The 21441-nt window shown below is 68.2% G+C and carries 16 protein-coding genes; 10 read left to right on the top strand and 6 right to left on the bottom strand.

All coding sequences use genetic code 11. The features are described 5' to 3' along the window. Positions 1 to 60 precede the first annotated feature (60 nt). The 7 genes from OEJ37_RS31015 (at position 61) to OEJ37_RS30985 (ending at position 7373) form a co-directional block, all read left to right on the top strand. Positions 61 to 996 (top strand): LysR family transcriptional regulator, encoded by a 936-nt coding sequence (locus tag OEJ37_RS31015; protein ID WP_263348576.1) that lies wholly within the window; start codon positions 61 to 63, stop codon positions 994 to 996. 116 nt (positions 997 to 1112) lie between these two features. Next, positions 1113 to 1340 carry a sulfurtransferase TusA family protein gene (locus OEJ37_RS31010; protein ID WP_006402122.1) on the top strand — a complete coding sequence of 76 codons (228 nt, stop codon included), beginning with the start codon at positions 1113 to 1115 and terminating at the stop codon, positions 1338 to 1340. Positions 1341 to 1568: 228 nt separating this feature from the next. Further along, complete coding sequence (locus OEJ37_RS31005) at positions 1569 to 1994, top strand: peptidase (RefSeq protein ID WP_175918740.1); 426 nt, start codon at positions 1569 to 1571, stop codon at positions 1992 to 1994. A 266-nt stretch (positions 1995 to 2260) separates the two neighbouring features. Continuing rightward, a complete protein-coding gene (locus OEJ37_RS31000; protein ID WP_034183383.1) occupies positions 2261 to 2965 on the top strand; it encodes a response regulator transcription factor in 705 nt (234 codons plus the stop codon). Continuing rightward, positions 2962 to 4323 carry a FecR domain-containing protein gene (locus tag OEJ37_RS30995; RefSeq protein ID WP_263348571.1) on the top strand — a complete coding sequence of 454 codons (1362 nt, stop codon included), beginning with the start codon at positions 2962 to 2964 and terminating at the stop codon, positions 4321 to 4323. Before OEJ37_RS31000 ends, OEJ37_RS30995 begins: the two co-directional genes overlap by 4 nt. Positions 4324 to 4333: 10 nt before the next feature. Next, on the top strand, positions 4334 to 6721 hold the full coding sequence (locus OEJ37_RS30990) for a CHASE2 domain-containing protein (RefSeq protein WP_263348569.1): 2388 nt from the start codon (positions 4334 to 4336) through the stop codon (positions 6719 to 6721). Positions 6722 to 6758: 37 nt separating this feature from the next. Then, positions 6759 to 7373 (top strand): DUF4136 domain-containing protein, encoded by a 615-nt coding sequence (locus tag OEJ37_RS30985; RefSeq protein WP_263348566.1) that lies wholly within the window; start codon positions 6759 to 6761, stop codon positions 7371 to 7373. 52 nt (positions 7374 to 7425) lie between these two features. On the opposite strand, the gene galU is transcribed toward OEJ37_RS30985, so the two are convergent. Together galU and OEJ37_RS30975 are read right to left on the bottom strand one after the other, a co-directional pair. Then, positions 7426 to 8310: a UTP--glucose-1-phosphate uridylyltransferase GalU gene (galU, locus tag OEJ37_RS30980; RefSeq protein ID WP_034183387.1), complete on the bottom strand. Its 885-nt coding sequence runs from the start codon at positions 8308 to 8310 to the stop codon at positions 7426 to 7428. Between the two features lie 87 nt (positions 8311 to 8397). Next, positions 8398 to 11265 (bottom strand): valine--tRNA ligase, encoded by a 2868-nt coding sequence (locus OEJ37_RS30975; protein ID WP_263348565.1) that lies wholly within the window; start codon positions 11263 to 11265, stop codon positions 8398 to 8400. Between the two features lie 213 nt (positions 11266 to 11478). Here OEJ37_RS30975 and OEJ37_RS30970 point away from each other — a divergent pair, with 213 nt between their 5' ends. Beyond that, entirely contained in the window at positions 11479 to 13842 is a 2364-nt protein-coding gene (locus tag OEJ37_RS30970) for a UvrD-helicase domain-containing protein (RefSeq protein WP_263348562.1), read from the top strand. Next, complete coding sequence (locus OEJ37_RS30965) at positions 13839 to 14636, top strand: 5'-methylthioadenosine/adenosylhomocysteine nucleosidase (protein WP_174420476.1); 798 nt, start codon at positions 13839 to 13841, stop codon at positions 14634 to 14636. Before OEJ37_RS30970 ends, OEJ37_RS30965 begins: the two co-directional genes overlap by 4 nt. A gap of 69 nt (positions 14637 to 14705) precedes the next feature. Here the strand turns inward: OEJ37_RS30965 and OEJ37_RS30960 are convergent, their stop codons facing one another. Then, positions 14706 to 15944 carry an MFS transporter gene (locus OEJ37_RS30960; RefSeq protein WP_174420475.1) on the bottom strand — a complete coding sequence of 413 codons (1239 nt, stop codon included), beginning with the start codon at positions 15942 to 15944 and terminating at the stop codon, positions 14706 to 14708. 403 nt (positions 15945 to 16347) lie between these two features. On the opposite strand from OEJ37_RS30960, the gene OEJ37_RS30955 reads away from it, so the two are divergent. Next, a complete protein-coding gene (locus tag OEJ37_RS30955; RefSeq protein ID WP_174420474.1) occupies positions 16348 to 18021 on the top strand; it encodes a methyl-accepting chemotaxis protein in 1674 nt (557 codons plus the stop codon). A gap of 21 nt (positions 18022 to 18042) precedes the next feature. On the opposite strand, the gene OEJ37_RS30950 is transcribed toward OEJ37_RS30955, so the two are convergent. The 3 genes from OEJ37_RS30950 to OEJ37_RS30940 are packed head-to-tail and all read right to left on the bottom strand — an operon-like array spanning position 18043 to position 21335. Further along, positions 18043 to 18918 carry an HlyD family secretion protein gene (locus OEJ37_RS30950; protein ID WP_174420473.1) on the bottom strand — a complete coding sequence of 292 codons (876 nt, stop codon included), beginning with the start codon at positions 18916 to 18918 and terminating at the stop codon, positions 18043 to 18045. A 12-nt stretch (positions 18919 to 18930) separates the two neighbouring features. Continuing rightward, entirely contained in the window at positions 18931 to 19134 is a 204-nt protein-coding gene (locus OEJ37_RS30945) for a DUF1656 domain-containing protein (protein WP_011351756.1), read from the bottom strand. Further along, complete coding sequence (locus tag OEJ37_RS30940; protein WP_174420472.1) at positions 19131 to 21335, bottom strand: FUSC family protein; 2205 nt, start codon at positions 21333 to 21335, stop codon at positions 19131 to 19133. The genes OEJ37_RS30945 and OEJ37_RS30940 overlap by 4 nt, the downstream gene beginning before the upstream one ends. Positions 21336 to 21441: the final 106 nt, after the last annotated feature.

Below are 21441 nucleotides of genomic sequence, written 5' to 3'. Positions count from 1 at the left end.
ACGGGGCGGGAGAAGCCCGCGCAACTTGATTCACTGTTCAGAATTCTGAATAATCGACGGATGAATCAGCAAAATGTCCAGGCGCTCTGGCCGCATATCCATTCGCTGACGGTACTCGCCGCGGCCGGCAGTTTCACGGCCGCCGCGCAGCGGCTCGGCATCAGCAAGGCCGCGATGAGCCAGCGTATCGCCGATCTCGAAAAGGCGGCCGGCGTGCCGCTCGTGCGCCGCACGACGCGCAGCGTGCGGCTCACCGATGCGGGCCAGACGCTCGTCGACAGCACGCGCGACGCGTTCGAGTCGATCGGGCAGCATTTCGCGCGCGTGAAGGACCTGGCCGGCGAGCCGCGCGGCCTGTTGCGCGTGACGGCGCCGGTCGCGCTCGGGCGCCAGCAGGTCGTGCCCCACCTGCCCGATTTCCTGCGGCAGCATCCGGGCGTGCACATCGAGCTCGACCTGTCGGACCGGCTGCATTCGCTGACTCAGGAAGGCTTCGACCTCGCGATCCGCCATACGACCACCGCGCCGCAGACCCACGTCGCGTGGAAGCTGTGCGACACGCGCTCGCTGCTCGTCGCGAGCCGCGACTACCTCGACGCGCGCGGCGCGCCGCGGCACCCGAGCGAACTCGTCGACCACAGCTGCCTGTGCTACCTGCGCGACAACGAACCGGCCGCATGGAGCTTCGAGCCGGACGGCCGGCGCCGCCAGCGCGTGAGCGTGCCGGTGCGCGGCAGTTTCGCGGCAAACAACAGCGAGGCGATGCGCGAGGCCGCGCTCGGCGGGCTCGGCATCGCGCTGCTGCCCGATTTCAGCGCGCGGCGCGATCTCGACGCCGGCCGGCTCGTCTCGCTGCTCGACGGCTGGCGGCCGTCGGGCGCGTTCGGCGATCACGTCTTCGCGATCCGCCCGTACAGCCCGGTCGTGCCGAGCGCGGTGCGCGCGCTCGTGCGGCACCTGCGCGAACGGCTCGCGGGCGGCTTCTCCGGCACGTGACGCCGGTGCCCGCGGCGCCGGGCCGTGGGGTGCCCGGGCGGGCAGGGCGGCGCTGCGGTAAAATCGCGGCTTCCTCCCGCGCCTCCTGTGGCGTGACATTCGAAGGTCGACAGCCGATGCAGATTCACAAGGAAGTGGACGCGCGCGGGCTCAATTGCCCGTTGCCGATCCTGCGTGCCAAGAAAGCGCTTGCCGATATGGAAAGCGGGCAGATCCTCAAGGTGCTCGCGACCGATCCCGGCTCGCAGCGCGATTTCGCCGCGTTCGCGAAGCAGACGGGCAACGAGATCGTCGAATCGACGACGCAGGACAAGACCTTCGTGTTCCTGATGCGCCGCCGCTGACGGCCCGCATCGCGCGCCCGGCCGTGGCATCCACTCGCGGTGCACGGGCCGGCAACGCCCGGCGCCGGCCGGTCGAGCCTCTGACAATTCTTAAACCTCGCTTCGTGACTGGCTGCGTATACTGACCCGGCCGGTCGTCCGCTCCCAGCGGAGGCGCCGGCCGCGGTACGTCGTATGGCGGGCACGGGGGCCATGCCTGACGCTACCGTCGTACAACGGGGAGAGGACATGTCCTTCAGACCAGGGACCCTTCGAAGTCCGTCCGGAGCGGAATGCATTGCGCCCGAGCGTGCGTCGGAATTGAGCCGTATCGAGCTCGATCCGCAGCAGGATCGCCACGCGCGTGCCGCGCTGGAGGCCTACGCGGATTCGGCCGCGGCCGAGATGCCGTGGCTGGCCGAGTGGCTGGACGAACGGCTGCGCGATGCCGCGCAGGACGACGGCTCGGGCCTGACCTACTGCGGTGCGACGATCGAGCGCGTGTTCGATCTGGCGCAGGCATGGGCGGCGGGCCAGCCCGACTACGCGGCCACCGCGTGGGAGCGCGTGCGCGAACAGTTGCAGCGGATGCTTGCGCAACCGGCGTTGTCGCAACCGCTGGTGCAACGCGTGCCGACCGACGATTTCGCCGAAACGGTGGCGGGTGTCGATTAGGCGTCAGATTGCGCGACAGGAAGGATTATTCGAAGAAAGAACGGTAGTCCGCGCAATTTCTTGGCGAATTTCATACTACTATGATGAAATCGCCGGTTCGTCCGCGCCCCGTTTTTGAGATATTTAGCCGGGGTCGCCGGTTTGCGCAGGTGGCGCGAGCGGCGAACGACGGCTCGCCGGCCCGTATCCGGAAGCCGCGCGCGTTGCGCTGCGAGGTGGGTGCGGGGAGCTGAACTGGACGAATCGATTTCGATTTGCGGGGTGCTATGAGAATTGCTGTACTGGATGACGATCCGGCCCAGACGGATTTCGTCAGTCAAACGCTGACGGCCGTTGGCCATACGTGCTATGCGTTCAAGGAAGGCAAGGCCCTGAAGAAGCGTCTGCAGCGCGAGACGTTCGATCTGCTGGTGCTCGACTGGAACGTGCCCGACATGTCCGGCGAGGAAGTGCTCAAGTGGGTGCGCGCCAACCAGACCGAGCACAGCCTGCCGATCATTTTCATGACGAGCCGCGACGACGAGGCGGGGATCACGCAGATCCTCAACGCCGGCGCCGACGATTACGTGGTCAAGCCCGTGTCGGGCCCGATCCTGCGCGCGCGCATCGGCTCGCTGCTGCGCCGCGCGTATCCGGTCAACGCCGAGGCGACCGTTCGCGAATTCGATCAATTCCGTTTCGACGTGAACCTGAAGCAGGCCTACGTCGGCGACAAGCCCGTGAGCCTGACGCAGAAGGAATTCGAGCTCGCGCTGCTGCTGTTCCAGCATCTCGACCGGCCGCTGTCGCGCGCGCACATTCTCGATCTCGTGTGGAAGCAGGCGACCGACATCCCGTCGCGCACGATGGATACGCACATCTCGATGCTGCGCACCAAGCTCGGCCTGCGGCCCGAAAACGGCTATCGCCTCGCGCCGATCTACGGCTACGGCTACCGGCTCGAGCGGGTCGGTCAGGGGGAACCGGAGTGACCACGGGATTCACGCAGCGCACGGCGAACCTGCACACGATGGTGCTGCGCGCGGCTTGTGCGGTCGCGTTTGCATTCGCCGCGCAGCATGCGGCCGCGCAGCCGCCCGCTGCCGCGGGCAAGATGGTCGTCTACCGCACGGAGGCGGGCGACACGCTGTACGACGTCGCCGCCCGCTACCTGCAGGGCGCGGACGACTGGCAACTGCTCCAGCAGATCAACGGCGTGCCCGCGCCGAAGCACCTGCAGCCCGGCGTCGCGCTGAAGCTGCCGGTCGCGCGCCTGCGCAAGGAAAAGCTGACCGCGCGTGTCGTCGCGGTGCAGGGCACGGCCGAGCGCGCGTCCGGCGACGCGTACGTGCCGCTGGCGAACGATACGGCGCTCGCCGAGGGCGACCGCGTGCGCACGGGCGCGAACGGCTTCGTGACGCTCGAACTCACCGACGGCACGCACATGAGCCTGCCGCCCGACAGCCAACTCGACCTGAAGGCGCTGCGCCGCACCGTGCTGATCGGCACGCTCGATCGCCAGTTCGAACTCACGCGCGGCTCGGTCGACAGCGAAGTCACTCATCTGAAGAAACGCGACGACCGCTTCCAGATCCGCTCGCCGTCGGTCGTGGCCGGCGTGCGCGGCACGCGCTTTCGCGTGAACTACGACGCGGCCGGCAATGCGTCGACGCGTGTCGAAGTGCTCGACGGCACCGTCGGCGTCGCGGGCGGCCGGCAATCGGCCAAGCCGACGCTCGTACATGCGAACTTCGGCAGCGTCGCGACGTCGTCCGGTGCGGTCGGCGTGCCCGTCGCGCTGCCGGCCGCGCCGGCGCTCGCGCATCCCGACAAGGTGCAGGACGAACCCGACGTCGCGTTCGACGTCGTGCCGCAGGCGAACGCGCATGCGTACCGCGTGCAGCTCGCGCACGATGCGGGGCTGCTCGACCTGTTCCGCGAAACGCGCACCGATTCGCCGCGCGCGGTCTTCCGCGACATACCGAACGGTAACTACTTCGTGCGGATCGCCGCGATCGATGCCAACGGCCTCGAGGGGCTGCCGCGCACCTATGCGTTCGAACGCCGCGTGATGGGGCTCGACGCGAGCGCGTCGCCCGGCGCGGATGGCTACGAGTTCCGCTGGTCGCCGAACGGTTCGGGCAAGGACGCGCGCTACCGGTTCGTGCTGTCGCGCTCGAAGGACCTGAGCGCGCCGGTCGTCGACCAGGTCGGCCTGCATGCGCGCCAGATCACCGTCGCGCACCTGCCGCCGGGCGATTATTTCTGGGCGGTGACCGTCGAGGAGTTCGAAGGCGGCAAGTTCTACGAAAAGACCAGCCCGGTTGGCGCGTTCACGCTGTCGCGCTGACCCGCGGCGCATGAAACCCGACTCCGTTTCCCCGCGGCGGCACCTCGGCCGCCGCTTCCTGATCGAATGGATCGCGATCGGCTGCCTCGGGATCGCGGTGATCCTCGCGTGTGCGCTCGGCCGCCTGTCGTCGAGCGTCGACGGGCTGATCTACGACCGGCTGCTGATGCTGCGCAGCCTGCCGCTGTCGCCCGACGTGGTCGTCGTCGACATCGACAACCAGAGCGTGTCGGCGCTCGGCCGCTGGCCGTGGTCGCGCGACGTGCACGCGCGGCTGCTCGACACACTGGCGCGCGCGCAGCCGGCCGCCGTCGTCTACGACGTGCTGTTCACCGAACCGTCGCCGGAGGATCGCGCGTTCGCGGACGCGATGAGCCACGTGCCGACCTTCCTGCCCGTGCTGCTGAGCCCCGAGCAGGCGGACGGCTCGCGTACCGTCGAACCGCCGGTGGCCGCGCTCGCGGCGCGCGCGACGGGGCTCGGTCACATCAACCTCGAAGTCGATCCCGACGGTATCGTGCGCAGCGTCGCGCTGTTCGAAAGCGACGGCCGCGTGCGCTGGCCGCAACTGATGGTGCCCGTGTACCGCGCGATCCAGGCCGGCCGACTGCATCCGGCCGGCGGCGCGCCGGGCGCGAACGCGCACGACCTGGCGCGCGACGCGGCCGGCGAGGGCCGCTACCTGATTCCGTTCAGCCGTAACACGCCTGCTTATCCGACGGTGTCGTTCGACGACGTGCTCGAGGGGCGCGTGAAGCCCGACGCGCTGCGCGGCAAGATCGTCGTCGTCGGTGTGACCGCGTCGGGGCTGTACGACCGTTTCGCGACGCCCGTATCCGGCGATTTCGGCCCGCTCGCCGGCGTGTATATCCACGCCAACGTGCTCGACATGCTGGCGACCGGCAGCGCGATCTCGCCCGCGTCGCGCGCGGGGCTGTTCGTCGCGTCGCTGCTGCCGCTCGCCGCGCTGCTGGGCGGGTTCCTGATGCTATCGCCGTGGCGCGCGCTGCTGCTGACGCTGAGCCTCGCCGCGCTCGCCGTCGTCGCGAGCATGGCGCTGCTGTTCGAGGCGCGCATCTGGCTGTCGCCGGCGCCGGCGATCTTCGGGCTGATCGCCGTCTACCCGATCTGGAACTGGCGGCGCCTCGAAATGACGATGTCGTACCTGCGCCGCGAGCTGCAGCGGCTCGCCGACGAGCCGCACCTGCTGCCCGAGGCGCCGCGCACGCGCAGCGTCGGCGGCGACGTGCTCGAGCGCCAGATGGCGCTGATGGCGCAAGCCGCGCAGCGCGTGCAGGACATGAAGCGCTTCGTGTGGGACAGCCTCGACAGCATGCCCGAACCGATCTTCGTGACCGACCTGGCCGGCACCGTGCTGATCGCGAACCATGCGGCGAAGCGCTACGGGTCGCGGCTCGCGCTGCCGCTGCCGGAAGGGCGGCCGCTGCGCGCCGCGCTCGGCGAGCTGACGTTCATGAAGACCGTCGACGGTAACGCCGAACACGATGCGGCGATCCGCGAGCACTGGCCGGCCGCGCTCGACCCGACGCTCGAAGCCGAGCACGATGCGATGGCGCGCGGCATCGAGGTGCGCGACCGTGACGGGCTCGACCATCTGTTACGCTATGCCGCTTGCACGAACGCGCAGGGCCGCGTGACGGGCTGGATTGCCGGCCTCGTCGACGTGACCGAACTGCACGCGGCCGAGCGGCATCGCGAGGAAGCGCTGCACCTGCTGTCGCACGACATGCGCTCGCCGCAGTCGTCGATCCTCGCGCTGGTCGAGATCGAGCGCGACCGCGTCGAGACCGACGCGATGCGCGGGCTGCTCGCGCGGATCGAGCGTTATGCGCACCGCGCGCTGTCGCTCGCCGACGAGTTCGTGCAACTGGCGCGCGCGGAGTCGCAGGCGTACCAGCTCGAGGCGACGAGCCTCGTCGACGTGCTGATCGATGCGAGCGACGAGGTATGGCCGCAGGCGCAGGCAAAGCACATCCGCGTCTACACCGACGTCGGCGCCGACATGTGCTGGGTGCGCGCGGACCGCTCGCTGATCACGCGCGCGTTCGTGAACCTGTTGAACAACGCGGTCAAATACAGTCCGTCCGACACCGTGATCACGTGTACGCTGAAGGTCGAGCACGCGTCGAAGCGGATGTTCTGTACGATTCGTGATCAGGGGTACGGCATTGCGCCGGAAGATCAGCGGCATCTGTTCGAGCGTTTCAAGCGATTCCATGCCGGCGAGCGGCCCGAGATTCCGGGTTCCGGGCTCGGCATGGCATTCGTGAAGACGGTCGTCACGCGCCATGGGGGCAGCGTGTCGGTCGATAGCGAAGTGGGTGTCGGCACCGCGGTGACGGTGTCGCTGCCCGCGATCGACGAGCCGTCCGCCTGACAGGGCCGGGCGCGACGGCAGGCATCTGGGGAAAGCCATGAGAAAGGAATGGGCAGCGGCCGCGCTGGCGGTGTCGCTGTTGACGGGCTGCGCCGGCGTGACGAGCGGCGTGAGTGCGGTCGGGCAGCCGGATGCATTCGCAGCCGGCGCGCACGGCTACGATTTCGTCCGGACGGCTGCGCAGGCGAACGACGCCGAATACCTTCAGATCGAGACGCTGGTGCGCGACGAACTCGTGCGCCGCGGCTTCGACGCGCAGCCGCTCAAGGACGCGCGCTACCGGCTGTCGATCGCGTACGCGACGCAGCCGGCGGCGGTCGCGGCCATCGCTGACCAGTGCGGCGCCGCGAGCAGCGCGTGCGTGACGGTCGACGGGCCGTCGCCGCTCGCGCTGCCGTTCGCGGGCAAGGTGTACCGCCACGTGCTGACGCTGCGTTTCGTCGATGCGAATTCGGGCGCCGACGTCTATCGCGTGACGGCCGCGCTGCGCGATCGCGAACCGGGCTCGCAGCAGGCCGCGCCGGCGCTCGTGAAGAGCGCGCTCGCGAAGGTGCCGTTCGACGCGGCCGACGGCTGGCTCGTCAAGACGAAAAAAGACGACGCGGGCGGGATGCCGGGCGTCGTCTCGGTGAAGCCGGCCGAGGCGCGCTGAGCGCCGGCCGGTAAGGTGAGGGCGGGCCCGCCGGGGCGAGCCCTTGCCGCGCTCAGGCGGCCGGTTGCGCGCCGCCGCGCGTGCGCAGGTATTCGTCGAATTCCGCGCCGACTTCCGGGTGGCGCAGTGCGAATTCGACCGTCGCCTTCAGGTAGCCGAGCTTGCTGCCGCAGTCGTAGCGCGTGCCCTGGTATTTGTAGGCCAGCACCTGTTCGTCGGCGAGCAGTGCCTGGATCGCGTCGGTGAGCTGCAGTTCGCCGCCCGCGCCCGGCTTCAGCGCGCGCAGGTGTTCGAAGATCCGCGGCTTCAGGATGTAGCGGCCGACCACGCCGAGGTTCGACGGCGCGACTTCCGGCGCGGGCTTCTCGACGATCGCCGACATCTTGACGATCGACTCTTCCCATTCCTTGCCGTCGACGATCCCGTACGACTTCGTTTCCGACGGCGGGATCTCTTCGACGCCGATCACCGAGCTGTGATAGTGGTCGAACACGTCGACCATCTGCTTCATCACGGGCGGGTTGCCGTCGAGCAGGTCGTCCGCGAGGATCACCGCGAACGGGTTGTCGGCCACGAGCTTCTCCGCGCACAGCACCGCATGGCCGAGGCCGAGCGCTTCCGGTTGGCGCACGTAGAAGCAGTCGACATGGCTCGGCTTGATGCTGCGCACGAGCTCGAGCAGCTTTTCCTTGCCGCGCGCCTCGAGCTCGGCTTCGACCTCGTACGACTTGTCGAAATGATCCTCGATCGCGCGCTTGCTGCGCCCGGTGACGAAAATCATCTCGGTGATGCCCGCGGCGATCGCTTCCTCGACTGCGTACTGGATCAGCGGCTTGTCGACGACCGGCAGCATCTCCTTCGGGCTCGCCTTCGTTGCCGGCAGGAACCGCGTGCCGAGGCCGGCAACGGGGAATACCGCCTTGGTGACTTTCAACATGATCGAACCTTTATTCCTGTAATCGACTTGTCAGACGGTCTATGTTCACGTCCGCATTATAGTGAACGCAAACGGCCTTACGGTTTGTTACGCGGGCAACCGATCGAGCTGCGCACGCAGTTTCTCGAGCGTGCTCTGGAATTCGGCGACGCGTTTCTGCTCCTGTTCGACCACGGCCGGCGGCGCTTTCGCGACGAATGCCTCGTTGCCGAGCTTCGCGTTGCACTTCGCGATCTCGCCCGTCAGGCGCGCGATTTCCTTCGACAGGCGCTCGCGTTCGGCCGCGACGTCGATTTCCACCTTCAGCACCAGCTTGTTCGGGCCGACGATCGCGATCGGCGCGCCGTGCGCTTCCTTGTCGAGGGTTGCTTCGTCGGCAAGGATCTGCACTTCCGACAGGCGCGCGAGCGCCTGGACGTACGGCGCGAACGAGCGCAGGCGCTCGGCATCGCCGGCCGCGAGCAGCGGCACCTTCGTCGCCGGCGACAGGTTCATCTCGCCGCGCAGGTTGCGGCATGCGTCGACGATCGCCTTCAGGTCGGCCGCCCACTGCTCGGACACCTCGTCGATCTTCTGCAGGTTGGCGACCGGATACGCCTGCATCATCAGTGAAGCTTCGCCTTCGGCCAAGCCCTGCGGATAGCGGCCCGCGAGCGGCGCGACCTTCTGCCAGAGCGCTTCGGTGATGAACGGGATGACCGGGTGCGCGAGGCGCAGCACCGTCTCGAGCACGCGCAGCAGCGTGCGGCGCGTGGCGCGCTGCTGTTCCGGCGTGCCGTTCTGGATCTGCACCTTCGCGAGTTCGAGATACCAGTCGCAGTACTCGTCCCACACGAACTTGTAGATGCTGGTCGCGACGTTGTCGAAGCGGTAGTCGGCGAAGCCCTTCGCGATGTCGGCCTCGGTACGCTGCAGCAGCGACACGATCCAGCGGTCGGCTGCCGAGAAGTCGAGGTAGCCGCCGGGGCCGCAGTCGCCCGCGCCGCAGACTTCCGGCTTGTCGGCGCCGCAGTCGTGGCCTTCGCAGTTCATCAGCACGAAGCGCGTCGCGTTCCACAGCTTGTTGCAGAAGTTGCGATAGCCTTCGCAGCGCGCGAGGTCGAAGTTCACGTTGCGGCCGAGCGTCGCCATCGACGCCATCGTGAAGCGCAGCGCGTCGGTGCCGAACGCGGGGATGCCGTCCGGGAATTCCTTGCGCGTCTTCTTCTCGATCGTCGCGGCCTGCTTCGGATTCATCAGGCCCGTCGTGCGTTTCGCGACCAGCGTCTCGAGGTCGATGCCGTCGACGATGTCGATCGGGTCGAGCGTGTTGCCCTTGCTCTTCGACATCTTCTGGCCTTCCGCGTCGCGCACGAGGCCGTGCACGTAGACGGTATGGAACGGCACCTTGCCCGTGAAGTGCGTGGTCATCATCACCATCCGGGCGACCCAGAAGAAGATGATGTCGAAGCCCGTGACGAGCACCGACGACGGCAGGAAGTGCTTCAGTTCAGGCGTCTCGTTCGGCCAGCCGAGCGACGAGAACGGCACGAGCGCCGACGAGAACCACGTGTCGAGCACGTCTTCGTCGCGCTTCAGCGCACCCGTGTAGCCCTGCGCGGCGGCCTTCGCGCGCGCGTCTTCCTCGCTGCGCGCGACGAACACCTCGCCGTTCTCGCCGTACCACGCGGGGATCTGGTGGCCCCACCACAGCTGGCGCGAGATGCACCAGTCCTGGATGTTCTCGAGCCACTGGTAGTAGGTGGTCGTCCAGTTTTCCGGGACGAACTTGATCTGGCCGTTGCGCACGACGTCGAGCGACGTTTCGGTGATCGACTTGCCGGGATTGAACGTGCCTTCCGGCGCCGCCTTCGTCATCGCGACGAACCACTGGTCGGTCAGCATCGGCTCGATCACGACGCCCGTGCGGTCGCCGCGCGGCACCATCAGCTTGTGCGGCTTCACGGAGTCGAGGAAGCCCAGCGCGTCGAGGTCGGCGACGATCGCCTTGCGTGCGTCGAAGCGGTCGAGGCCGCGATACTGCTCGGGGCCGTTGTCGTTGATCTTCGCGTCGAGCGTCAGGATCTCGATCGGCACGAGGTTGTGGCGCAGGCCGACCTGGTAGTCGTTGAAGTCGTGCGCGGGCGTGACCTTCACGACGCCCGTGCCGAATTCGCGGTCGACGTAGTCGTCGGCGATCACCGGGATCTCGCGGCCGGTCAGCGGCAGCGTGACGAGCTTGCCGATCAGGTGTGCGTAGCGCTCGTCTTCCGGATGGACCATCAGCGCGACGTCGCCGAGCATCGTCTCGGGGCGCGTCGTCGCGACGGTCAGCGAGCCCGAGCCGTCGACGAGCGGGTAGCGGATGTGCCACAGGTGGCCGTTTTCCTCTTCGCTCGCGACTTCGAGATCCGACACCGCGGTGAGCAGCACCGGATCCCAGTTGACGAGGCGCTTGCCGCGGTAGATCAGGCCCTGTTCATGGAGCGTCACGAACACGTCGCGCACGGCGGCCGACATCTTGTCGTCCATCGTGAAGTATTCGCGCGACCAGTCGGTCGACGCGCCGAGGCGGCGCACCTGGCCCGTGATCGTCGAACCGGACTGCTGCTTCCATTCCCACACGCGCTCGACGAACTTCTCGCGGCCGAGGTCGTGGCGCGATACGCCCTGCGCGTCGAGCTGGCGTTCGACGACGATCTGGGTGGCGATCCCCGCGTGATCGGTGCCGGGCACCCACAGCGTGTTCTCGCCGAGCATCCGGTGATAGCGGGCGAGGCCGTCCATGATCGTCTGGTTGAACGCATGGCCCATGTGCAGCGTGCCCGTCACGTTCGGCGGCGGCAACTGGATCGCGAAATCGGGGCGGGACGGATCGAACGCCGGGGCGGCATAGCCGCGTTTTTCCCACTCCGGCCCCCATTGGGACTCGATGGTGTGGGGCTCGAAGCTCTTCGCAAGCGTGTTGTCGCTCATGTTGGAAATCTGCCGAAAAATGCGTGAATTGGATGCCGAATCTGACAATTATAAATGGATGCACATCGGCCAGCCATCGCGTTGCCGGCGCGGGCTTGTCGCGAAGCGGCCGCGGCGCGTTTGCGGCGCTCGACCGAACGGATCGGGAACGGCATCGCGCGGCCGACTTATAATGGCGGGTCCGCATTTTTCTCGCCCGTCCGCCGCCGCTCCATGCCCGATCTGCTCGCCAATCTGAACCCCGAACAACACGCCGCCGTCACGTTGCCGAACGAACCGGCGCTGATCCTCGCAGGGGCGGGCAGCGGCAAGACCCGCGTGCTGATCACGCGCATCGCGTGGCTGATCCAGCAGGGCTACGCGTCGCCGCCCACCGTGCTCGCCGTCACCTTCACGAACAAGGCCGCGCGCGAGATGATGGCGCGCCTGTCGGCGATGATGCCGATCGACACGCGCGGGATGTGGATCGGCACGTTCCACGGCCTGTGCAACCGGATGCTGCGCACGCACTGGCGCGACGCCGGCCTGCCGCAGACCTTCCAGATCCTCGACACGGCCGACCAGTTGTCCGCGATCAAGCGGCTGATGAAGGCGGCGAACGTCGACGACGAGAAGTACCCGCCGAAGAACGTCCAGTACTTCATCAACAACGCGAAGGAGCAGGGGCTGCGTCCCGACAAGGTCGACGCGACCGACAACTTCAACCGCAAGTTCGTCGAGCTGTACCAGGCGTACGACCAGCAGTGCCAGCGCGAAGGCGTCGTCGATTTCCCCGAGCTGCTGCTACGCTGCTACGAGCTGCTCGCGTACAACGCGCCGCTGCGCGCGCACTACCAGGCGCGCTTCAAGCACATCCTCGTCGACGAGTTCCAGGACACCAACAAGCTGCAATATGCGTGGCTCAAGATGCTCGCGGGCGGCCAGAACGCGATCTTCGCGGTCGGCGACGACGACCAGTCGATCTACGCGTTCCGCGGCGCGAACGTCGGCAACATGCGCGATTTCGAAGACGAATTCCGCGTGCGCAACCTGATCAAGCTCGAGCAGAACTACCGGTCGCACGGCAACATCCTCGATGCGGCGAACCAGCTGATCTCGAACAACGCACACCGCCTCGGCAAGAACCTGCGCACCGACGCGGGCCACGGCGAGCCCGTGCGCGTGTACGAGGCGAGCACCGATTCGCAGGAAGCCGGCTGGATCGTCGAAGAGATCCGCTCGCTGATCAACACCGGGATGGCGCGCAGCGAAGTGGCCGTCCTGTATCGCAGCAACGCGCAGTCGCGTTCGATCGAGCACACGCTGATGTCGTCGGGCATCCCGTACCGCGTGTACGGCGGCCTGCGCTTCTTCGAGCGCCAGGAAGTGAAGCATGCGCTCGCGTACCTGCGCCTGATCGACAACCCGAATGACGACACGGCGTTCGTGCGCGTCGTGAACTTCCCGACGCGCGGGATCGGCGCGCGGTCGATCGAGCAGCTCGCCGACGCCGCGCGCCTGTACGGCTGCTCGATGGCCGCTGCAATTCCGTACGTGACCGGCAAGGCCGGCACGAGCCTCGGCGGGTTCGCGAACCTGGTCGCGAAGATGCGCACCGACACGCAGCAGATGAGCCTGCCCGAGACCGTCGAGCATGTCGTGCGCGCGAGCGGTCTCGCCGATTTCTACCAGGGCGAGCGCGAAGGGCAGGACCGCCTCGAGAACTTGCAGGAACTCGTGAATGCGGCCACCGCGTTCGTCAGCGAGGAAGGCTACGGGCTCGACACGCCGGCCCGCTCGATCCCGCTGCGCGCGGGCGCGATCGCGGCGCCCGAGCTCGGCGCGGCGACGGACGATCCGGCGGTCGAGGTACTCGATCCGGCATCGCCCGGCGACCCGGCGCAGAACCCCGACACGATGACGCCGCTCGCCGGTTTCCTGTCGCATGCGTCGCTGGAGGCCGGCGACAACCAGGCACAGGCCGGGCAGGACGCCGTGCAACTGATGACGGTGCACGCGGCGAAGGGGCTCGAATTCTCGGCCGTGTTCATCACGGGCCTCGAGGAAGGGCTGTTCCCGCACGAGAACAGCGTGCTCGAATCGGACGGCCTCGAGGAGGAGCGCCGGCTGATGTATGTCGCGATTACGCGCGCGAAGGAGCGGCTCTACCTGTCGTTCGCGCAGAGCCGGATGCTGCACGGCCAGACGCGCTACAACGTGCGTTCGCGCTTCTTCGACGAGTTGCCGGAGCACGTGCTGAAGTGGCTGACGCCGAAGGTCGAGGCCGGTTCGCGCTGGGGCGGGCGATCGGACAACGCGGGGTACGGGCGCGACTGGTTCGCGCGGCCGGGCGGCGGCAGTCGCGAGCAGATCGTCGATGCAGCGGTGTCGGCGCCGCTGCCCGCGTTCGCGGACAAGCAGCGCGCGGCCGGCGCCGGCTTCCGGGTCGGCCAGCAGGTGTTCCATACCAAGTTCGGCGAAGGCACGGTCACCGCGCTCGAAGGCAACGGCACCGATGCGAAGGCGCAGGTGAAGTTCAAGCGGCACGGCGAGAAGTGGCTCGCGCTCGCGGTCGCGAAACTGCAGGCGGTGGAATGATGGGCATCGACATGGTTGCCGTGCCTTCGACCCGCCCGCTCGGCATACTCGCCGCGCTGCCCGAGGAACTCGGCGACCTGATCGCCGCGATGCGCGCCGACGGCGCGATGAAGACGGTCACGCTCGGCCGCCGCGATTACCACGTCGGCACCGTGCACGGCGCGGCCTGCGTCGTCACGCTCGCACGGGTCGGCAAGGTCGCGGCCGCCGCCACGGTCAGCGCGCTGATCCACGTGTTCGGCGTGGCGGGCGTCGTGTTCACCGGCGTCGCGGGCGGCGTGTCGAGCGCGGTGCGCGTCGGCGACGTCGTCGTGGCCGATACGCTGCTGCAGCACGATCTCGACGCGTCGCCGCTCTTTCCGCGCTACGAGGTGCCGCTGCTCGGCATCACGCGTTTCGCGACCGACGCGGCACTGACGGCCCGTCTCAGGGCCGCGTGCACGCTGTTCGTCGCGGAAGAGGGCGGGCGGTTCGCCGAACGCTTCGGGCTCGCCGGCGCGACGCTGCACGCGGGGCTCATCATCAGCGGCGACCGGTTCGTGTCGAGCGAGCGCGAGGTCGTCACGCTGCGCGAGGCGCTGCCGGACGCGCTCGCGGTAGAAATGGAAGGCGCCGCGATCGCGCAGGTGTGCGCGGAACACGATGTGCCGTTCGCGCTGGTGCGCACGATCTCCGATACGGCCGACGATCACGCGACGCAGTCGTTCTCGCACTTCCTGTCGGCGATCGCGAGCAGCTATTCGTCCGGCATCCTCACGCGTTTCCTGACGCTGCATGCGACGGCGGCGGCCTGAAGCCGCCGTCGTTTTCTCCGATCCAGCCGTTCGACCGGCCGCGGCGCGCACGCCGCCGCGGCCGGCTCGTCACGCCTTCTTGCGCCGGCTGCTTTCGAGGTTCGGCAGGAACACCGTCAGCACGCCGATCAGCGGCAGGAACGAACACACCTTGTAGACGAACGTGATGCTCGTCGCGTCGGCGAGCTGGCCGAGCACGGCCGCGCCGACGCCGCCGAGGCCGAACGCGAAGCCGAAGAACAGGCCCGCGACCATCCCGACCTTGCCGGGCATCAGTTCCGTCGCATAGACGAGGATAGCGGCGAACGCCGACGCGAGCACGATGCCGATGATCACGGTCAGCACGCTGGTCCAGAACAGGTTCGCGTACGGCAGCAGCAGCGTGAACGGCGCGACGCCGAGGATCGATACCCAGATCACGTACTTGCGGCCGATCCGGTCGCCGACCGGACCGCCGATCAGCGTGCCGGCCGCCACGGCCGCGAGGAACACGAACAGGTGGATCTGCGCGGCCTGCACCGACAGGTGGAACTTGTCGATCAGGTAGAACGTGAAATAGCTGTTGATGCTCGCGAGGTAGAAGTACTTCGAGAACACGAGCAGCACCAGCACGCCGATCGCGCCGATCACGCGGCCGCGCGACAGCGTCGGGTGGCCGGCCGCCGCGGCCTTCTTCTTCATCGACGGATGCTTCTTGTACCAGTGGCCGATCTGCGTGAGCACGACCATCGCGACGAGTGCGGCCGCCGAGAACCACGCGATGCTGTGCTGGCCGTGCGGAATGATCACGAGCGCGGCGAGCAGCGGCCCGAGCGCGGAGCCCGCGTTGCCGCCGACCTGGAACACCGACTGCGCGAGCCCGTGCTGGCCGCCCGACGCCATCCGCGCGACGCGCGACGATTCGGGATGGAATACCGACGAGCCGCAGCCGACCAGCGCCGCGGCCACCAGCAGCATCGGGAAGTTCGGCGCGACCGACATCAGCAGCAGCCCCGCGAGCGTGAAGCCCATCCCGACCGGCAGCGAATACGGCTTCGGACGCTTGTCGGTATAGAGGCCGACGAGCGGCTGCAGCAGCGACGCGGTGATCTGGTAGGTGAGCGTGATCAGGCCGATCTGCGCGAACGACAGCGCAAACTGGCTCTTGAGCATTGGATAGATCGCGAGGATCAACGACTGGATCATGTCGTTGAGCATGTGCGAGAAGCTGATCGCGCCGAGCACCGGATAGACGGTGCGGGGTGCGGGTGGCGCGGACGGCTGCGCGGCGGCTGCGCCGGCGGCTCCGGTGTCGAGGCTGGTTTCCATGTGAGCTGAACGAGTTGAGGTAACGGGCGCGCTCTGATGGGGATCGGCGCGTTTCGAATCATTGATGCGTCAAAGAAGTGTAATGTGGCGTATCGAGAATGTCAGGCCAAGTTTTGTCGCGAATCGGACATTCGTCCGATAGATCGGCCGTTACCTGTTTTTTTGACCGGGTATAACGCTGGCGGCGGGGCTGCCTGACTGCGAGGCCGCGCCGGAGCCCGGTGCGTGTTTTACCGGACTCAAGAAACGGCGGTGGCGGCCGTTGAACGACCCAATGACCACAGGTGCGCCGCGCCCGGCACCGGCTACCCGCCGTGCAGGCGCAGGACGCGCGGCATGGCCTGCCATCGCGGACCGCCGGGACCGACCTTTCCGGCAGCGTGATCCATACGGGGATATATCGATGAAAGCAGCATCATTGCATCCACAGCCAGGTGCGGCCGCCGCCGCACCCGACGTTGCCGCCGGTCGCGCCGCACGGCGCCCGCGCGCGGCGCGTCGCGAGCGCCGGCCGTGGACCGTCAAGGCGACCTTGCGCGCCGCGTTCGCGATCCTGCTGGCCGGCACGCTCGCGATCGGCGTGTTTTCGCTGTGGCAGATCAGCCGGCTGAACGCGTCGATCTCGTCGGTCTACGAGCAGGGCCACGTCGCGAGCCGCGCGGCGCAGGAAGTCCGGGCCGAGGTGCTGCGGGCGAGCCGTGCGCAGAAGATGCTGCTGACCGCGACCACCGCGAAGGAGCGCGACGAACTGGGCGCCGAGGTCGGCGCGGGGCTCGCGTCGATCGGCCAGGCGCTCGGCACGCTGCAGCGCTATGCGGATCCGGCCGACGCCGGCGATTCGGCGCGGCTGCGTGCGTTCTCGACGGCTGTCGGCACGTGGAGCGCGCATCTGCGCGATTTCGTCGCGCTCGTGCGCGCGCAGCCGCTCGACCTGTCGCAGATGAACTGGCAGGTCGGCACGCAGGACGTGTCGCTGCTGGTCGAGACCGGCAAGCTCGAAAAACTCGTCGCCGAACTCGTGAAGACGCGCGGCGAGAAATCGAAGGCGACGCTCGATGCGTCCGCCACCATCTTCTCGTCGTCGTTCGCGATGATCGCGATCATGACGGCCGCGCTGATCGTGCTCGCGATCGCGATCGCCGAACGCGTCGTGCGGCGCCTTGCGTCGCAGCTCGGCGGCGAGCCCGCGCACGCGAAGGCGATTGCGGCCGACATCGCGCGCGGCGACCTGACGCGACCGATCGCGCTCGGCCGGCACGACCGCGACAGCATGGTGCGCGCGCTGGCCGAGATGCAGACGGGGCTCGCGGCGACCGTCGGCGAGATCGCCGTCAGTGCCGAGGCGATCGCGGCCGCATCCGGCGAGATCTCGACCGGCAATCTCGACCTGTCGCGACGCACCGAGCAGCAGGCCGTCGCGCTCGAGCGCACCGCGGCCAGCATGGAGCAGCTCACGTCGACCGTGCGGCAGAACGCCGAGAACGCGCGGCAGGCGAGCACGCTTGCCGCCAATGCGTCGGCCGTTGCGGAAACGGGCGGTGAAGTCGTCGGGCGCGTGGTCGCGACGATGAGCGAGATCGACGACAGCGCGAAGAACATTCGCGAGATCATCGGCACGATCGAAGGGATCGCGTTCCAGACCAACATTCTCGCGTTGAATGCGGCGGTCGAGGCCGCGCGCGCCGGCGAACAGGGGCGCGGCTTCTCGGTGGTCGCGGGCGAGGTGCGCCTGCTCGCTCAGCGCGCGGCGACCGCGGCGAAGGAGATCCGCGCGCTGATCGGCGCATCGGTCGAGCGCGTCGCGAACGGCGCCGCGCTCGCGCACGACGCGGGCCGCACGATGGGCGACGTCGTGCGCGCGGTCAAGCGCGTGACGGACATCATCGGCGAGATTTCGGCGGCATCGGACGAGCAGAGCGCCGGGATCGAGGAGATCGGCCGCGCGGTCACGCAGATGGACTCCGGCACGCAGCAGAATGCGGCGCTCGTCGAACAGGCGGCGGCTGCCGCAAACGCGCTCGATGAGCAGGCTCAGGCGTTGAAGTCGCTGGTCGGGCGCTTTCGCATCGCGGCCTGAGCGCGCCCGGCCGTCCCGCGCTTACGACTTCTTCGGCTTGTCCGGATCGATGATGACCGTGCAGGTCGTGCCTGCCGACAGCACCACGTCGGCCGGCACTTCGTCGATCCGGATGCGCACCGGCACGCGCTGCGCGAGGCGCACCCAGTTGAAGGTCGGGTTCACGTCCGCGACGAGGTCGCGGCTTTGCGGGTTGTCGCGATCGTAGATGCCGCGCGAGATGCTTTCGACGTGGCCCTTCATCACGCCGCCGCTCATCAGCCGCATTTCGGCCGGCGCACCGATCTTCACGCGCGGCAGCTTGGTTTCCTCGAAATAGCCGTAGACCCAGAACGAGTGGCTGTCGACGATCGCGAGCTTGGCCTGGCCCGCCACCGCGTAGTTGCCCTTGAACGTCTGCAGGTTCGTGATGTAGCCGTCGACCGGCGCGACGACGCGCGTGCGTTCGAGATTGAGCTTCGCGGCGTCGAGCGCGGCGATCGCCTGCTGGTACTGCGCATCGGCGCTCGACGCGCTGTGCGCCGCGTTCTCGCGGTTTTCCTTCGACACGACGAGCGCATCGAGATCGGCGCGGCGGGCCGCGTCGTCGCGGCGCATCTGCAGTTCCGCGCGGCGGGCGGCGACGGCCGCCTGCGCCTGTTCGACCGCGATCTGGTAGTGCGACGGGTCGATCTGCATGATCAGGTCGCCCTTTTTCACGAGCTGGTTGTCATGCACGGGCAGCTCGACGATCGCGCCCGACACGTCCGGCGCGACGTTGACGATCTCGGCGCGCACGCGCCCGTCGCGCGTCCACGGATCGTCCATGTAGTGCACCCACAGCGAGCGCCCGATCAGGATCGCGACGACAAGGATGACGGCGGTCGCGACGAAGCCGAAGAGTTTTCTGAGAATCATGATGGTTCGGAATCAACGGTAAACGGCAAGACTCAGTCCGCCGCAAATGCAGACGAGAAGGCAGGCCCGGAACAGCGACGGGTGCCAGACGAGACGGTAGAGGCCCGTGTAGGCGAGCAGGCGGTCGACGGCCCAGGTCGCGAGCGCGCCGAGGACGAACATCAGCACCACCGTGGGCATGTAGGCATCGAGAATGGCGATTTCACGCGGCATCATGACGAGGCTCCTGGTTGGGGACGCACGGGGCGGTTGCGGTTGAGCGGCTCGAGCGGCGATTCCGGATCGAGCAGCGCGGTGCGCACGAAATGCAGATGGCTCAGGATGCGTTGCAGCCGGTGGCGCTCGTCGCGTGTCGGCTCGAACGCGTCGAGCGTCTGCCGGGTCGCGTCGATCGCCGCATTGGTCGCGGCGAGCGTCGCATCGAAGCGCGCGGCGCTCGGCTTCGAGAACAGCGTCGACAGCGAGCCGCGCATCGTCTCGATCGCGCGACGCCACGGCATCGCCGGCGCATAGCGCGGGTCGGACGGCAGCGTCGCCAGCTCGTGACGCAGGTCGATCGCCGCGTTGCCGGTTTCGAGTACCGCGAACATCCAGCGCAGCGCGTCGCGCTGCACGTCGGGCTGGTCGGCCGACAGCGTGTGGGCCTGGTACATCAGGTCGCGCGCGCCGCTCTCGAAGCGCGTGCGCAAGCCGGCGAGCCGCGCGTGGCAGGCCGCGACGGCCTGGTGGCGCAGGTCGGCGAACAGCCGCTTCTTGAGCCACGGCGCGGTAGGCGGGAACAGCACCGCGAACGCGATCGCCGACGCCAGCATCGACAGCACGAGCGCGAGCGCGTCGTTCATGAAGCTGGTCGGGTCGTAGTGCGTGATGTTGTCCGGGCCGGCGAGGAAGCTGAAGAAGATCAGGTAGCCCATCCCGTAGCCCGCGAGCTTCGGCTTCAGCGTCATGAAGATGCCGATCGCGAGCAGCGGCGCGAGCGCGACGCACAGCAGCGGGAAGCCGTCGATGTGCGGATAGATGCCGAACGTCAGCAGGAAGCCCGTGCAGACGGCGAGCGCCGTCCCCATGCCCATCTGCGCGGACATCGCGGTCGGGCGCGGCGTCGACGACGCGAGCGCGCAGGTGGCCGCCGCCGTCAGCGTGAGCGTCACGCCGCTCGGCCACGCGGTCTCGATCCAGAACCAGCCGAGCACGAGGATCACGGTTGCGGTGCGAATCGCCGCGATCACCATCGCCGTCATGTTGGTGCGCGGCTCGTAGCGCTCGATCCAGCGTTCGCGTTCGTGCGTCGCGGTCGACAGCGACGCATAGGTCGCCGCGTACTCGTGCAGGTCGGTGATGAAGCGGTACAGCAGCTCGGCGGCCGTATCGAAGTCGAGCAGCGGAAAGTCCGGCTGCGTTTCGAGTGCCGCACGGGTCGCGCGGATGCGGCGCGGCAGCGCGTCGCGCCATGCGAGCAGTTGCTCGGCCGCGTGCCCCGCGTCGGTCGACGTGCGCACGGGTTCGCCTGTGGGCGTCAGCAGCAGCGGCGCGATCTCGCGGAAGTACGGCTCGATCGCGTCGATCGCGGCCTGCGCGCCGGCCGCGTGCAGCCGGTTCATCAACTGGTGCAGCGCATGGAAACGGCTCGATGCGCTCATGAACTCGCTGTTCAGCCGCGCGAGTCGGCCGCTGCGCATCCGCGTATCCGGATCCTCGAACACGGCCATGCTGCGGGCCGCCTCGAACCCGACCACGTCGGCGACGAAGCGCGTATGGATGGTTTCGATATGCGCGCGGTCGAGCTTGCCCGACAGCGCCGAAGCGACATAGTCGACGAAGCTGCCGAAGCGCTTGCGTACCGTCGTGCGCATCTGCTCGCCCGTGTACTGCGGAAACACGAGCGCGCTGACCACGCCGGCCGACACGATCCCGACCATGATTTCGGCAACGCGCGTCAGCGCGCTCATGAACGCACCGTCCGGGTGCTGCGACGCGGGCAGCCCGATCAGCGCGGTCGTGTAGCCGGCCAGCAGGAAGCCATAGCTGCGGAAGTTGCGGTTGCGCGCGGCGCCGGCCGTGCACAGCGCGACCCACAGCGCGACCGCCAGAAGGAACAGTTGCGGCTGCTGCGGGAACAGCCCGACGAACGTGAGCGTCGCGATGAGCCCGAAGATCGTGCCGGCGACGCGGTAGAAGCTCTTCGCGAGCACCGCGCCGCTTTGCGGCTGCATCACGATGAACACCGTGGTCATCGCCGTTTTCGGCGCGGGCAGGTCGAGCCGCATCGACACGCCGGTTGCGATGAATGCGGCGAGCAGCGCCTTGAACAGGTAGAGCCACGCGGCGCCGTCGCTGCGGGCCCAGTCGCCGAACGCGGCGGACCAGGCCGCGAGCGGACTGCCGGCGTGCGTGGAAGCGGGGGAGGAGGCTGACATGGCGGTCGCTCCGCGTTACCGTGCGGCCGACATGCCGGACATGCCGGACATGCCAGACGAGCCAGACGAGCCAGACGAGCCAGACGAGCCAGACGAGCCAGACGAG

It is taken from the genome of Burkholderia sp. BKH01 (assembly GCF_025685725.1).
In the GTDB taxonomy this organism is placed as follows: domain Bacteria; phylum Pseudomonadota; class Gammaproteobacteria; order Burkholderiales; family Burkholderiaceae; genus Burkholderia; species Burkholderia pyrrocinia_C.
The sequence above is the reverse complement of the archived record's forward strand: the minus strand, read 5'-3'. Positions and strand labels throughout refer to the sequence as shown.

Coding starts and splice junctions, on each gene's coding strand:
- OEJ37_RS31015 (WP_263348576.1), top strand. CDS start 61: ATGAATCAGCAAAATGTCCAGGCGCTCTGGCCGCATATCCATTCGCTG.
- OEJ37_RS31010 (WP_006402122.1), top strand. CDS start 1,113: ATGCAGATTCACAAGGAAGTGGACGCGCGCGGGCTCAATTGCCCGTTG.
- OEJ37_RS31005 (WP_175918740.1), top strand. CDS start 1,569: ATGTCCTTCAGACCAGGGACCCTTCGAAGTCCGTCCGGAGCGGAATGC.
- OEJ37_RS31000 (WP_034183383.1), top strand. CDS start 2,261: ATGAGAATTGCTGTACTGGATGACGATCCGGCCCAGACGGATTTCGTC.
- OEJ37_RS30990 (WP_263348569.1), top strand. CDS start 4,334: ATGAAACCCGACTCCGTTTCCCCGCGGCGGCACCTCGGCCGCCGCTTC.
- OEJ37_RS30985 (WP_263348566.1), top strand. CDS start 6,759: ATGAGAAAGGAATGGGCAGCGGCCGCGCTGGCGGTGTCGCTGTTGACG.
- galU (WP_034183387.1), bottom strand. CDS start 8,310: ATGTTGAAAGTCACCAAGGCGGTATTCCCCGTTGCCGGCCTCGGCACG.
- OEJ37_RS30975 (WP_263348565.1), bottom strand. CDS start 11,265: ATGAGCGACAACACGCTTGCGAAGAGCTTCGAGCCCCACACCATCGAG.
- OEJ37_RS30970 (WP_263348562.1), top strand. CDS start 11,479: ATGCCCGATCTGCTCGCCAATCTGAACCCCGAACAACACGCCGCCGTC.
- OEJ37_RS30965 (WP_174420476.1), top strand. CDS start 13,839: ATGATGGGCATCGACATGGTTGCCGTGCCTTCGACCCGCCCGCTCGGC.
- OEJ37_RS30960 (WP_174420475.1), bottom strand. CDS start 15,944: ATGGAAACCAGCCTCGACACCGGAGCCGCCGGCGCAGCCGCCGCGCAG.
- OEJ37_RS30955 (WP_174420474.1), top strand. CDS start 16,348: ATGAAAGCAGCATCATTGCATCCACAGCCAGGTGCGGCCGCCGCCGCA.
- OEJ37_RS30950 (WP_174420473.1), bottom strand. CDS start 18,918: ATGATTCTCAGAAAACTCTTCGGCTTCGTCGCGACCGCCGTCATCCTT.
- OEJ37_RS30945 (WP_011351756.1), bottom strand. CDS start 19,134: ATGATGCCGCGTGAAATCGCCATTCTCGATGCCTACATGCCCACGGTG.
- OEJ37_RS30940 (WP_174420472.1), bottom strand. CDS start 21,335: ATGTCAGCCTCCTCCCCCGCTTCCACGCACGCCGGCAGTCCGCTCGCG.